At 74.0% G+C, this 13256-nt stretch carries 11 protein-coding genes; 6 read left to right on the forward strand and 5 right to left on the reverse strand.

The annotated features are described in order from the left end of the window. Positions 1-99 precede the first annotated feature (99 nt). From AC4OXY_RS09215 to AC4OXY_RS09230, 4 genes are all read left to right on the forward strand, one after another. Entirely contained in the window at positions 100-1998 is a 1899-nt protein-coding gene (locus tag AC4OXY_RS09215) for an AMP-dependent synthetase/ligase (RefSeq protein ID WP_491993639.1), read from the forward strand. Between the two features lie 250 nt (positions 1999-2248). Beyond that, positions 2249-3616: an NAD(P)/FAD-dependent oxidoreductase gene (locus AC4OXY_RS09220; RefSeq protein ID WP_356036542.1), complete on the forward strand. Its 1368-nt coding sequence runs from the start codon at positions 2249-2251 to the stop codon at positions 3614-3616. Positions 3617-3787: 171 nt separating this feature from the next. Further along, positions 3788-6037, forward strand: coding sequence for an FUSC family protein (locus AC4OXY_RS09225; RefSeq protein ID WP_491993640.1), 2250 nt, complete (start codon positions 3788-3790; stop codon positions 6035-6037). A 281-nt stretch (positions 6038-6318) separates the two neighbouring features. Beyond that, on the forward strand, positions 6319-6777 hold the full coding sequence (locus tag AC4OXY_RS09230) for a cyclic nucleotide-binding domain-containing protein (protein ID WP_356036537.1): 459 nt from the start codon (positions 6319-6321) through the stop codon (positions 6775-6777). Between the two features lie 16 nt (positions 6778-6793). Here the strand turns inward: AC4OXY_RS09230 and AC4OXY_RS09235 are convergent, their stop codons facing one another. Together AC4OXY_RS09235 and AC4OXY_RS09240 are read right to left on the reverse strand one after the other, a co-directional pair. Beyond that, positions 6794-8095 (reverse strand): MFS transporter, encoded by a 1302-nt coding sequence (locus AC4OXY_RS09235; RefSeq protein ID WP_362823425.1) that lies wholly within the window; start codon positions 8093-8095, stop codon positions 6794-6796. An 83-nt stretch (positions 8096-8178) separates the two neighbouring features. Further along, positions 8179-8793 (reverse strand): LysE/ArgO family amino acid transporter, encoded by a 615-nt coding sequence (locus tag AC4OXY_RS09240; RefSeq protein ID WP_376293294.1) that lies wholly within the window; start codon positions 8791-8793, stop codon positions 8179-8181. Between the two features lie 66 nt (positions 8794-8859). Between AC4OXY_RS09240 and AC4OXY_RS09245 the strand changes: the two genes are divergently transcribed. Both AC4OXY_RS09245 and AC4OXY_RS09250 read left to right on the forward strand, forming a co-directional pair. Beyond that, positions 8860-9744 (forward strand): LysR family transcriptional regulator ArgP, encoded by an 885-nt coding sequence (locus AC4OXY_RS09245; protein WP_376293291.1) that lies wholly within the window; start codon positions 8860-8862, stop codon positions 9742-9744. 295 nt (positions 9745-10039) lie between these two features. Next, the gene (locus AC4OXY_RS09250; RefSeq protein ID WP_356036527.1) at positions 10040-10291 is read left to right on the forward strand and encodes a WhiB family transcriptional regulator; all 252 of its coding nucleotides are present in this window, start codon (positions 10040-10042) and stop codon (positions 10289-10291) included. A 33-nt stretch (positions 10292-10324) separates the two neighbouring features. Here the strand turns inward: AC4OXY_RS09250 and AC4OXY_RS09255 are convergent, their stop codons facing one another. Genes AC4OXY_RS09255 through AC4OXY_RS09265 form a run of 3 tightly spaced genes read right to left on the reverse strand, consistent with a single transcriptional unit; the run spans position 10325 to position 13241 of the window. Then, positions 10325-12172, reverse strand: coding sequence for an ATP-binding protein (locus AC4OXY_RS09255; protein ID WP_376293289.1), 1848 nt, complete (start codon positions 12170-12172; stop codon positions 10325-10327). Between the two features lie 35 nt (positions 12173-12207). Beyond that, complete coding sequence (locus tag AC4OXY_RS09260; protein ID WP_376293286.1) at positions 12208-12912, reverse strand: response regulator; 705 nt, start codon at positions 12910-12912, stop codon at positions 12208-12210. A gap of 29 nt (positions 12913-12941) precedes the next feature. Continuing rightward, positions 12942-13241 carry a hypothetical protein gene (locus AC4OXY_RS09265; RefSeq protein WP_491993641.1) on the reverse strand — a complete coding sequence of 100 codons (300 nt, stop codon included), beginning with the start codon at positions 13239-13241 and terminating at the stop codon, positions 12942-12944. Positions 13242-13256 lie beyond the last annotated feature (15 nt).

The raw sequence follows: 13256 nt of genomic DNA on the forward strand, positions 1-13256 counted from the left end.
CGTTCCCTGCACCGAACGCGCTCACCTCGGCTACATTCGAGCACCGCCGACCACAGAGCCGATCGGCGGTGTGACCCTCCGTACATCCAGGAGCAGCGCATGCGCGATGTCGCCCTCGCTCCCGCCGTGGCCCCGCCGCTCGCCGGGGGCCTCGCCGACAGCCTCTTCGAGACCGCGGAGCACAGCCCTGCCCTGCCGCTCCTCGCGTATCGCGCGGACACGGCCGCCGGCGGCTGGCAGGAGATGACCGCGGTCGAGCTGCGCGACGAGGTGGTCGACGTGGCCAAGGGGCTGATCGCCGCCGGGATCTCGCCCGGCCACCGGGTGGCCGTGATGGCCCGCACCCGCTACGAGTGGACGGTCTTCGCCCATGCGCTGTGGGCCGTGGGCGCGGAGGTGGTGCCGGTCCATCCCTGCTCCTCGCGCGACCAGGTCGAGTGGATCCTGCGGGACGCCGGCTGTGTCGCCGTACTGCTGGAGGACGAGCAGGGTGTGATGACGGTCGGCACGGTCTGCACCCGGCTGCCGCGGCTGCGCCACGTGTGGCAGCTGGACGCGGGCGCGCTGCCCGGACTCGTCGAGCGGGGCGCGGCCGTGCCGTACACCACGGTGGAGTCGCTGCGCCGGATCGTGCTGCCGGACGCCACGGCGGCCGTCGTCTACACCTCCGGCACCACGGGCCGCCCCCAGGGCTGCGCGCTGAGCCACCGCTCCCTCGCCTACCCCTGCGACACGATGCTGGCCGGCTGGGCGCACGCCGCGGCGCCCCCGGGCGAGCAGCCGTCCGTGCTGGCGTTCCTGCCGTTCTCCCATGTGTACGGCATCATGATCATGCTCATCTGTGTCCGCGGCGGGGTCCTGATGGCGCACGAGCCGGAGCTGTCCGAGGCCGCGCTCGCGTCGGCGCTCGGCACGTTCCGGCCGACGTATCTGTACGGCGTGCCGTCGGTGTTCGAGAAGCTGTACAAGACGTTCCTGCGCACGGCCGAACAGACGGGCCGGGGCGCCCTGTTCGAGCGGGCCGCGCAGACCGCTCGGGACTTCGCCGCGGCCGAGGAACGCCGGCGGCTGGGCACGGGGCCGGGTCCCGGTCTCGAACTGCGCCTCCAGCACGCCGTCTTCGAGCGGACGGTGTACCGCAGGCTGCGCGCGGCGCTGGGCGGCCGGGTGGTGCGCGGCACCTCCGGCGGTTCCTCGCTCAGCCGCGAACTGACGCTGTTCTACGAGGGGATGGGCGTCGTCGTCAACGACGGTTACGGGCTCACCGAGTCCTCCGGCGGGATCACCATGCAGCCGCTGGGCCGGGAGAAGTCCGGGACCGTGGGCCGGCCGCTGCCCGGCACGGACGTCCAGGTGGCCGACGACGGGGAGATCCTGGTGCACGGTCCGTCGGTGTTCCAGGGCTACGTCGGAGACGAGGCGGCGACCCGGGCGACGCTGCGCGGCGGCTGGCTGGCCACCGGGGACATCGGGCGGCTGGACTCCGAGGGCTATCTGACGATCACCGGGCGCAAGAAGGACATCATCGTCACGAGCGGCGGCAAGAGCGTCGCCCCGGCCCCGCTGGAGCAACGGCTGCGCATGCACCCGCTGATCCACCAGGCCGTCGTACTCGGCGACGACCGGCCGTGCGTGGGCGCGCTGATCACGCTGGACCCGGAGTTCCTCGCACACTGGCGGGCCGCCCTCGCGCTGCCGGGCGGCGGCCCCGGCCGGGAGGGCCGGGAGGAGAACGCGCTGCGCGAGGAGATCGCAAGAGCCGTGGCCTCCGCCAACAGCGCCGTGTCCCGGGCGGAGTCCATCCGGGTCCACCGCGTCCTGCCCGAGCCGTTCGCCGCGGCGGACGGGCTCCTGACCCCGTCGTTGAAGCTGCGCCGGGACGTCATCGTGCGGCACTACGCCACCGAGATCGAGGCGATGTACCAGGCGCGCTCGCGGGCCGGGCGGGGGGTGCGGGAGCCCGCGGACTGGGACGAGCCCGACGACGTCTTCCGCTGAGCGGAACCGCTTGGTCCGCTGAGCGGACACGGTCCGACCGGCAACGACATCTGTCCGACGGTTATCCGTGCGACTACCGCTCACCCGGCCCTGATCGGGTGCATGCTGGTGGCCACGCGTTCGTCTGCCTGCCGCACCCGGCTGGCGGAACGGCTCGGTGCGCGGTGGGATCGGACATGGTGCGAGGCGGTCCAGGGCATGCGAACGGCGTCGAGTCGGACCGCCTGGAGCCGCAGAAAGGGATGACACCGTGACACGACCCAGGATCCTGGTGGTTGGCGCCGGCTTCGCCGGAGTCGAGTGCGTCCGCCGCCTGGAGCGGAAACTCGCCCCCGACGAGGCCGACGTCACCCTGGTGACGCCGTTCTCCTACCAGCTCTATCTGCCGCTGTTGCCCCAGGTCGCCTCGGGTGTGCTCACACCCCAGTCGATCGCCGTCAGCCTGCGCCGCAGCAAGAAGTACCGCACCCGGATCCTGCCCGGCGGCGCGATCGGCGTGGACCTGAAGGCCAAGGTGTGCGTCGTCCGCACCATCACCGACAAGCTCCTGAACGAGCCGTACGACTACCTCGTGCTGGCCCCGGGCAGCGTGACCCGCACCTTCGACATCCCGGGACTGACCGATCACGCCTTCGGGATGAAGACCCTCGCCGAGGCCGCCTATGTGCGCGACCACGTCATCACCCAGCTCGACCTCGCCGACGCCAGCGACGACCCGGCCGAGCGGGCCGCGCGGCTCCAGTTCGTGGTGGTCGGCGGCGGGTACGCCGGCACCGAGACCGCCGCCTGTCTGCAACGGCTCACCCACGCCGCCGTGCAGCGCTACCCGCGCATCGACCCCGGCCTGATCCGCTGGCACCTGATCGACATCGCGCCCCGGCTCATGCCGGAGCTGGGCGAGAAGCTCGGCCGCAGCGCGCAGGAGATCCTGCGCCGGCGCGGTGTCGACGTCTCGCTGGGGGTGTCGATCGAGAAGGCGGGCGCCGAGGAGGTCACCTTCACCGACGGCCGGGTGGTGCCGACGCACACGCTGATCTGGACCGCCGGGGTGGTCGCGAGCCCGCTGATCGGCACGCTCGGCACGGAGACGGTGCGCGGCCGGCTCGCGGTCACCGCCGAGATGACCCTGCCCGGGCACGACGGGGTGTTCGCGCTCGGGGACGCGGCGGCGGTGCCCGACCTGGCCAAGGACGAGACGGGCGCGGTCTGCCCGCCCACCGCGCAGCACGCCATGCGCCAGGGCAGGAAGGTCGCCGACAACGTCATCGCGACCCTGCGGGGCGAGCCGCTCGTGCCGTACGTGCACAGGGACCTGGGCCTCGTCGTCGACCTCGGCGGCAAGGACGCCGTGTCCAAGCCGCTCGGCATCGAACTGCGCGGGATGACCGCCCAGGCCGTGGCCCGCGGCTACCACTGGTCGGCGCTGCGCACCAACGTGGCCAAGACCCGGGTCGCGACCAACTGGCTGCTGAACGCGGTCGCGGGCGACGATTTCGTCCGCACCGGATTCCAGGCCCACCGGCCCGCCCGGCTGAAGGACTTCGAGTACACGAACTCGTACCTGACGCCGGAACAGGTGCGGGCACGGGTGGAGGGCGGGGCCGACACCGAGGGCTGATGTGTCCCGGATCACCGGCTCGGCCGGGGGCACGCCGACGCCCTGGTCGTCGCGCCCCTGGCCGGGAGCAACTGGTTCGGGCACTCGTGCGATGCTGGGACGGAGATCGATTTCTGGCACGGGAGAGAGCGCGGCGGCGTGAGGGCAGCGGGACGGTCGGGACGGGTACGGATGCGGGACCGGCTCGCGGCGTCCGATCCCGGGCTGCTGCGGCTCACCGCGGGGCTGCGCACGGTCACCGCGATCGCGCTCACCCTCGCCGTCCTGGCCGCCCTGCGGGTGCCGGTGCCGCAGCTGGTCGCCGGTGCCATAGCGGCGATGGTGGCGACCTTCGCCATCCGGGAGAAGTCGCGCGCCCAGCAGGCGGTCACGCTCGCGCTCGGTCTGCCGGTGGCGCTGGCCTCGGTGACGCTGGGCTCGCTGCTGAACCAACGGGTCGTCGTCGGCGACCTGTTCTTCGTCGCCCTCATCTTCAGCGCGGTCTACGGCCGCCGCTTCGGTGACCGCGGTACGGCGCTGGGCCTGATCGGCTTCCAGGTCTACTTCCTCTCCCTGTTCGTCCACGCGACCCCCGCCCTGCTGCCCGCGCTGTGCGGGGTCATCTGCGTGGCGTTCGCCTGCAGCGCCCTCGCGCGGTTCGTGCTGCTGCCGCAGACCCCGGCGGGCACCCTGGACCGGCTGCGGCGGGCGTTCCGCGCCCGGCTCGCCCAGCTGATCGCCGTGCAGACCGAGTTGCTGGACGCGGGTCCGGACGACGTGGACACGGTTCTGGAGGACCTGCGCACCGCCACCGCCCGGCTGCACGAGACGGCGCTGATGATCCAGGGGCGGCTGGAGGACGGCACCTCCGATCCGGCGGTGGCCCGGCTGCTCCAGCGCCGGATCGCCGACGCCGAGATCGCCTCCGAGCGGCTCGGTCTGCTGCTGCTCACCGCGCGCAGCGCCGAGCGGACCGACACCCTCACCCTGCACCTGCCAGGCGCCCATCTGCCGTCGGGCGGTGCCCTGCCGGTGCGGGACGAGGCGACGGAGGCGCTGCGCCGCGACCTTCAGGCGCTGCGGCTGCTGATGCTGCGGCCGGTCGGCGAGGCCCGCGGCACCGCGCTCGCCCACCTGCGCAACCGGCTGCTCGGCTACCGCGACGAGGAGAACCTGCCGAAGGCCTCCCCGGCCGTGCAGGACGTCTTCCGTGGCCTCGGCGAGGCCGCCCGGGCCGCGCTCGGCCTGCGGGTCGCCCTGGACGGGGCGCCGGCCGAGGCCGACGACAGCCCGGCGACCGTCCGCTCGCGGGAGGAGCTGGACGCGGAGGACGCCGCGATCGAGGCAGTCGAAGCGGGCGCGGAGAGCGAGGCCGAGGAGCCTGAGCCGACCGGTCTGCGCCGGCCCACGACGCGGGCCGCGGTCCAGGTGGCCGTCGGCTCCTCGCTGGCCATCGCGGGCGGCGAGCTGCTGTCCAGTCAGCGCTGGTACTGGGCGGTGCTGACCTGCTGGATCGTGTTCATCAACACCGCCTCCACCGGCGAGATCCTGGTCAAGGGCTACCGCCGGCTGCTGGGCACGGTGCTCGGTGTGGTGGCCGGCATCGGACTCGCCGGGCTGGTCGGGCACCACACCTGGACGGCGTTCGCGCTGGTGCTGCTGTTCATCTTCGCGATGTTCTACACGGCGCCCCTGTCGTACACGCTGATGTCGTTCTTCGTCACGGCGATGCTCGGGCTGCTGTACACGCTGCTGAACACCTACAGCCTGTCGGTGCTGGTGCTGCGGATCGAGGAGACGGCGCTCGGCGCGGCCTGCGGGGTGATCGCGGCGGCGGTGGTGCTGCCGATCCACACCGACCGCCGGACCAACGAGCTGCTCGTCGACGTGCTGCGGCGGCTGGAGGACGTCGCCCGGGCCGCCGTCGACCAGCTGAGCGGCGGGGCGGGCGCCGATCTGGTGGAGCAGGCGCGCGAGCTGGACCAGGCGCTGGCCGACCTGCGCGCGGCCACCGACCCGCTGACGCATCCGATCACCCCGATGCGCTCGCGACGGGACACCGCCCGGTACGTGGTGGCGCTGCTGGAGACGTGCGCCTATCACGCGCGCTCCCTCGCGGCCACGGCCGAGCTGCTGCCCACGCACCCGTCGATAGCGGCGGACCCCCGGCTGCGCGGGGCGTGCGCGCGGATCCTGCACAACATCGGGGCGATCGCCGAGCACGTCGCCGACCCGCGTTCCGCGGCCGCGACCGAGACCGGGCCGAGCATCGCCTCGATGCTGGAGCCGGGCACCCTGCACACCCCGCGCTACGGGCGGGTGACCGACCGGGTGCTGCGTCACCTCCAGCGCCTGGACGAGGCGGTCTCGGGTCTGGCCCGGCCGCTGGGCGTCCCCCGGCCGGGTGCCGGTACGGGCGGGAAGGTGAAACCGGTCACGTGACCCGCTCCGGATTGCGCACCGGCACTCCAGATGGTTTATCGTTCACACATACGTGATGCCGGAGTGGACCGGAACCGTCCTTCCCTCCCTCCGCGCGTCACCTCAAGCGGCCCTGGCCGGCCTCCCCCGTCCGGCCAGGGCTTTCTCATGCCCGCACGCGCCACCGGACAGGTGATCCGGCACCCGGCTCCGCGTCCTTCGAGGTGCCCCGATCGGCGGCAGCGGCTGAAATGGGCTTACGCACATCACCCGGAACCGCCGCCGGCGAGGAGCCCCGCGCCATGACCAAAGCGATCAAACTGCTCACCGCGCTCCCCCAGGCACAGCGCGAGCGCCTGATGGAGCTGGCCGAGGAGGTCTCCTTCCCGGAGGACACCCGCATCTTCGAGGCGGGCGGCACCGCCGACCGGTTCTGGGTGATCCGGTCGGGCGCGGTCCACCTGGACACGGAGGTCACCTCGCGGCAGCGGGTCACGGTGGCCACGCTCGGCGCGGGCGACCTGCTCGGCTGGTCCTGGCTGTTCCCGCCGTACACGTGGGACTTCGGCGCGGTCGCCTTCAGCAACGTACGGGCCTACCAGTTCGACGGGCCCGCGGTGCTCGCGCTGTGTGTGGAGGATCCGCTGCTCGGGCTGTCGCTGGTGCGGACGGTGGCCGAGATCCTCGCGGGCCGCCTGGAGACAACCCGAGGCAAGCTGATGGACCAGTACGCCATCCGGCGGCGCAGCGGCCTGATCTGACGGCCCGCCCGCTCCTTCAGATCCGGTAGCGCCGCAGCGCCGGGACCGCGGCCGCCAGGCTCAGCATCACCACGACGACCAGGGCGCCGCCGCCCGCCACGGCCGCCCGGGGGCCGAAGACCGAGCCGGCGGTGCCGTGGAGCACGTCGGCCAGGCGGGGGCCGCCCGCGACGACGACCGTGAACACGCCCTGCATCCGGCCGCGCATCTCGTCGGTCGCGGCGGACAGCAGGATCGCGCCCCGGAACACCATCGAGACCATGTCGGCGACCCCGGCCAGGGCGAGGAAGGCCATGGCGATCCACAGGTTGCCGCTCAGCCCGGACGCGGCAACGGCCACGCCCCAGCCGACGACCGCCCCGATCACCATCCAGCCGTGCCGCCGGGCCCGCGAGAACACCCCGGAGAACAGGCCGCCGAGCACCGCGCCGACCGGGATGCCGGCGAACAGCACACCGAGTGCGAGCCCTTCGCCGTAGGACTGGTAGGTCTGCGCTGCCAGTTGCGGGAACAGGGCGCGGGGCATGCCGAACACCATCGCGACGATGTCGGCGAGGAAGGACAGCAGCAGCACCTTGTGCCGGGAGATGTAGGCGAAGCCGTCGGCGATCTGCCGTATCCCGGCCCGGCGGGCGGGGGCGTCGCCGAGCGGCGGCAGCGCGGGGAGCCGGAAGACGGCCCACACGGTGACGCACAGCGCGAGGGCGTCGATGAGGTACAGCTCGGGCAGCCCGATGACCGGGATGAGCACACCGGCGAGCAGCGGGCCCGCCACCAGGCCGGTCTGCATCACCGTGGAGCTGAGGGCGTTCGCGGCGGGCAGCTCCTCCGCGGGCACGAGCCGGGCGACGGAGGCGTTGCGGGCCGGCGAGTTGAGGCCGAAGAAGGCCTGCTGGAGGGCGAGCAGGAGCATGAGGACGACGACCGAGTCCAGGCCGGCGATGGCCTGCGCCCAGAACAGCAGCGAGGTCACCGCGATGCCGCTGTTGGTGACCAGCAGCAGTCTGCGCCGGTCCACGGTGTCGGCGACGGCCCCGCCCCACAGTGCGAACACCACCATGGGCACGAGCCCGGCGAGGCTCGCGTAGCCCACCCAGGCCGAGGAGTGGGTGATGTCGTAGATCTGCTTCGGTACGGCGACGGCGGTGAGCTGGCTGCCGACCGCGGTGACGATGGTCGACGTCCACAGACGCCGGTAGGCGGGGATCCGCAGGGGGCGGGTGTCCATCGCCCAGCGCCGCCAGCCGCGCCGCGGCGGCGCCTTCGCCTCCTCCCGTATCGGTCCCGGTTCGGTGGTACTGCTCTCGCTCGTGTCCACAGCCGTCCTGATTGCTCGCTACATCTTTTCCGTTCGGGAGCCTGACTATCTCAGCAACTCCCGTGTACGCCGAACCGGTTGTCTCAGGATCCGGCCATGAGCGTGACGCCGAGGGCCAGCATCGTGACGGCGACCAGGCCGTCCAGCACCCGCCAGGCGGCGGGCCGGGCCAGGAAGCGGCCGAGCAGCCGGGCACCGAAGCCGAGTGCGGTGAACCAGCACAGGCTGGCGAGCGCGGCACCGAGCCCGAAGGTCCAGCGCAGCGCGCCCCGGTCGGCGGCGAGGGAGCCGAGCAGGAACACCGTGTCCAGATAGACGTGCGGGTTGAGCCAGGTCATGGCGAGGCAGGTGAGCACCGCCCGGCGCCGCGAGCCGGCCGCCTCGCCCTCCGTGCGCAGGCCGGGGCCGGGCCGCAGCACCCGGCGGGCGGCGAGGGCGCCGTAGCAGAGCAGGAAGGCGCCGCCGACGAGGCCGACGGCGCGGACGGCACCCGGCCAGGCCACCACGACCGCCCCGACCCCGCCGACGCCGAGCGCGATCAGCGCGGCGTCGGACAGCGCGCAGATGCCGACCACGGCGAGCACGGCGTCGCGGCGCACCCCCTGGCGCAGGACGAAGGCGTTCTGGGCGCCGATGGCGACGATCAGGGAGAGTCCGCTGCCGAATCCGGCGGCCGCGGCGGTCAGGGCGTGGTGCATGCCGTCGAGGCTAGGAAACGACTCCGACTAAGTACAGCTAAGGATTCTTACGTAGCATTAGCTGCCGTGATGGCTGATCTTCCCCTGGAGCAGGTGCGGACGCTGCTCGCCGTGGTGGACGAGGGCACCTTCGACGCCGCCGCGGCGGCCCTGCACGTGACGCCGTCGGCGGTCAGCCAGCGGGTCAAGGCGCTGGAGCAGCGAACCGGCCGGGTGCTGCTCCAGCGCACCAAGCCGGTGCGCCCCACCGAGTCCGGGGCGGTGCTGGTGCGCTTCGCCCGGCAGCTCGCGCGGCTGGAGCGGGACGCGTGGGGCGAGCTGGGGCTGAGCGGTGCCGGGGAGCCGACCCGGGTGTCGGTCGCGGTGAACGCCGACTCGCTGGCGACCTGGTTCCTGCCGGCGCTGACCCGGGTGGCGGGACTCTGCTTCGAGCTGCACCGGGAGGACGAGGACCACACGGCGGCGCTGCTGCGCGAGGGACTGGTGATGGCGGCGGTGACCACCCTGCCCGCACCCGTGCCGGGCTGCACGGTCCGCCCGCTCGGCCGGATGCGCTATCTCCCGGTCGCCGCACGGGAGTTCGCCGAGCGTCATCTGACCGGTCCGCTGCCCGAGCTGCTGCCCGCGGCCCCGGTCGTGGTCTTCGACCGCAAGGACGGCTTCCAGGACGACTTCGTCCGCCGGCTGGGCCGCGGGGCCGCGAGCCCGCTGCGCCACTACGTGCCCACCTCCGAGGGGTTCGCCGACGCCGTTGCCGCGGGTCTCGGCTGGGGCCTGGTCCCCGAGGCCCAGGCCGGCCCGCTGCTGGCCGAGGGCCGGCTGCGCCTGCTCGCCCCCGCGCAGTGGGTGGACCGCACGCTGTACTGGCAGCAGTGGAAGCTCGACTCCCCCGCGCTGGCCGCGCTGGCCGACGCGGTGGCGCAGACCGCGGCCGAGACGCTGCGCGGCTGACCCCGGCCCCGCCGCCCGGTCCGTCACGGGACGGGTGCCGGGCGCCGGATGGCGGAGTACGGTGGGGGACGGTCGCGCGGCGGACGCCGGTTCGTCCGGTCGTCGCCCCCAACTCCGCGCCCCCCGCTGCCCGGTCGGACACGGCCGCCCCCGGCCCTCGCGGCCCTCCGCCCCGTTCCCGGCCCGCCCTGCGCGAGCGGCTCGCCCTCTCCCCGGTTTCCCGCCGCGCCGACCGGTCACTCGCATCCCGAGAACGGTTCCGATCCAGTCCAGGAGATGCATCCAGGAGACCCCGATGGACAACTGGCGCGACCACGCCGCCTGCCGTCATGTGGACCCCGACCTGTTCTTCCCCGTCGGCACCACCGGACCCGCACTGGTGCAGACCGAGCGGGCCAAGGAGGTGTGCGGGCTCTGTCCGGCCCGCGAACCGTGCCTGGCCTGGGCGTTGGCGACGGGACAGGGCACCGGCGTGTGGGGCGGGACGAGCGAGACGGAACGCCGGGCGCTGCGCCACCGCGCCCGCTCCCGGCCGCGCTCGCGCTGACCGGCGCCGCCTCGCCGTTCGCCGCCCGTGCCGTCAGGCTCCGTCGGCCGGGGCCTCGATGCCGGGCAGCCGCAGTGTGAGGACGGCGCCCTCGCCGGGGGCACTGGCGGCCTCGGCGGTGCCGCCGTGCGCGGCGACCAGATGGCGCACGATGGGCAGGCCCAGGCCGCTGCCGCCGGTGCGCCGGCTGCGGGACTTCTCCGCGCGCCAGAACCGCTCGAAGACATGGGGCAGATCCTCGGCCGCGATGCCCGTCCCGGTGTCGCCGACACGGAGCACGACGTCGGTGCCCTCCCGGCGGGCGGCCAGGGTGACCGTGCCGTCGGCCGGGGTGTGCCGCAGCGCGTTGGAGACCAGGTTGCCGAGGGCCTGCCGCATCCGCACCGGGTCGGCGTCCAGCCAGGCGGCGGGGTCGGCGGTGGTGCGCAGGGCGACCCCGGCGGCGTCGGCGGCCACGCGGTGCGCGGCGGCCACCTGGTCCAGCAGGTCGGCGGCGCGCAGCGGTTCACGGTGCAGCCGCAGGGTGCCGGCGTCGGCGGCGGCGAGGTCCTGGAGGTCGTCGATGATCCGCTGGAGGACGAGCGCCTCCTCGTGCAGCGAGTCCAGGAGGGCCGGTTCGGCCTCGACGACGCCGTCCCGGACGACCTCCAGCCAGCCGCGGATGTTGGTCAGCGGGCTGCGCAGTTCGTGCGCGATGTCGCTGACCATCGCCTTGCGCTGGGCCTCCAGGCGTTCGCGCCGCTCGGTCAGGTCGTTGAAGGCCTCGGCGAGGATGCCCGTCTCGTCCCGCGTGGTCACCGGGACCCGTATGTGCAGCTCGGGCGGCGCCCCCGCGGCCTCGGTCAGCGCGCGCAGGGGCCGTACCAGCCGGATCGCGACGACGGCGGTCACGGCGACGGTGACGGCGAGGACCAGTCCGGCCGCGCCGATCACCTTGGCCTTGTTGGCCGTCGACATGTCGAAGCGGCTCGGGCTCTGGTCGCCGATGCCGAGGAACAGCTCGGCCACCGGGGCGACGTAGGGCTCCAGTTGGGCGCGCCGGCCGGTCAGGACGCACGTCTGGGCCGCGCGTTCCGTGGCCGCCCGGCTCGCCTTGGTGTCCCTGGCGACGTACTTGGCGATCAGGCGGCCGCCGGAGAAGGGGTCCTTGGCGCCGGGGTCGTAGAGGGGGAACAGCGGGCCGACGATGTCGAGGCCGGCCTTTCTCAGGCAGGGGCGGGCCAGATCCGTGAGCGCGTTCAGGGCCCTGCTCTCGGTCGGCGTGGGCGTGCTCAGCCTGCCGTCCTCGCAGTCGGTGGCGCCGTAGGCCGCGGGGTCGGTGCCGTCCGCGGTGGTGACGACGGGCCGCCCGCTCGCCATGTGGACGATGCCGGACTGCAGGCCGTGGCGCGCGTAGCACCGCTTGCGGGCGGCGGCCAGCGCGTCCAGCTCCGCCCGCTCCGCGGCCGGGAGCCGGTACGGGCCCACCACCCGCGGGTCGATGCCGCTGAGCTGGGCGCCGGTCTCGCTGTAGGTGTCGGTGCGCAGCGGGTCGACGGTGGCGGCGGGCCGGGGTGGCAGCGGGGTGCCGCGGGGCGCGGAGTCGGCGAGCACGGTGCGGTCGGCGGTGGTGAGCGCGATCCGGCGCCCGGTCCTGGCAGCCAGGTCCTGGACGGTGCGCCGGGCACCGGACCAGCCGGCGTGGGTCGCGGCGTACCCGCTGAGTTCGGCCAGGATGCTGTTGTCGGCCGCGAGATCCTGCCCCTGCTCCTCCTTGAGCGCGCTGGTCGTCGTCGTGACCGCGAGCCATGCGGTGGCGGCCACCGAACAGACCGCGATCAGGGCGGAGACGGAGAGCAGCCGGACGAGCAGCCGTTTGCGCACCGGGATCCGCCGCCGCACGCGCGCCTCCTGCCCCGCTCGCGGCCGCCCGCGCCTCACGGCCGGGTGCCGGTCAGCTTGTAGCCGACGCCGAAGACGGTCAGCAGGCGGACGGGGCGGCGGGGGTCGGGTTCGATCTTGCGGCGGAGGTTCATGATGTGCACGTCCACGGCGCGCTCGGTGGAGGCCCGGTCGAAGCCGCGGGTGAAGTGCAGCAGTTGGCGCCGGGTGAAGACGCGGTCCGGCTCGCCCGCCATGGCCAGCAGGATCTGGAACTCGGCGGGCGTGCACTCCACCGGTGCGCCGTCGCAGCGCACCTCGTGCCGTTCTGAGTCGATGGTGAGCCCGGCGGCCCGGACGACGAGGTCGCCGCCGCGGGTGCCGTCGCCCCGGCCGCTGCGCCGGAGCACCGTACGGATACGGGCCATCAGCTCGCGCGGGCTGTACGGCTTGGTCAGGTAGTCGTCGGCGCCCAGTTCGAGGCCGAGCAGCACGTCGTCCTCGGCGGCGCGGGCGGTGAGCATGACCACCGGGATCTCCGGGTCCGTGCCGCCGCGCAGCACCCGGCACACGTCGAAGCCGTCGACGACGGGGAGCATCAGGTCGAGGACGACGAGGTCGGGCCGCAGGCGCCGGGCGGCGTCCAGTGCGGCGCCGCCGTCGTGCACCACCGTGGCGGTGTGACCCTCGGCCAGCAGCGAGCGGCGGATCAGCTCGGCCTGTTTCTCGTCGTCCTCGGCGACCAGCACATGTGCGCACACGAGTTCGGATCCTAGGCGTCGCGGGCGGCTCAGGCGGCCGGCCGGTCGGCGTACCCCTTGACGGCGACCGGATGCCGGGCCGGGCCGAGGGTGCGCAGGGCGTTGTACGCGGGCCAAGTGGCGCCCGGCTGCCGGCCGGTGTCCGTGTCGGCGCGTTCGCCGGGTATGCCCTGCGGTGCCTGTCCGGCCTGGAGGTGGGGGGTGGGGGTGCCGGTGGGCGCCGGACGGGCGGCCGGCGCCCGGCGCCCGGTCGCCTCGGCTCCGCCGCCGCAGCCGGTGAGCAGCAGCGGGGAGGCGAGGAGCGCGACGGCGGTTCTGCGATGGATCATGGTGCCGACCTTGGC

Source organism: Streptomyces sp. HUAS MG56, assembly GCF_058673395.1.

What these genes read in the sequence shown, in the direction of transcription:
- AC4OXY_RS09215 (WP_491993639.1), top strand. Translation starts at nt 100, where the DNA reads ATGCGCGATGTCGCCCTCGCTCCCGCCGTGGCCCCGCCGCTCGCCGGG.
- AC4OXY_RS09240 (WP_376293294.1), bottom strand. Translation starts at nt 8,793, where the DNA reads ATGCACCACGCCCTGACCGCCGCGGCCGCCGGATTCGGCAGCGGACTC.
- AC4OXY_RS09265 (WP_491993641.1), bottom strand. Translation starts at nt 13,241, where the DNA reads ATGATCCATCGCAGAACCGCCGTCGCGCTCCTCGCCTCCCCGCTGCTG.
- AC4OXY_RS09250 (WP_356036527.1), top strand. Translation starts at nt 10,040, where the DNA reads ATGGACAACTGGCGCGACCACGCCGCCTGCCGTCATGTGGACCCCGAC.
- AC4OXY_RS09230 (WP_356036537.1), top strand. Translation starts at nt 6,319, where the DNA reads ATGACCAAAGCGATCAAACTGCTCACCGCGCTCCCCCAGGCACAGCGC.
- AC4OXY_RS09225 (WP_491993640.1), top strand. Translation starts at nt 3,788, where the DNA reads ATGCGGGACCGGCTCGCGGCGTCCGATCCCGGGCTGCTGCGGCTCACC.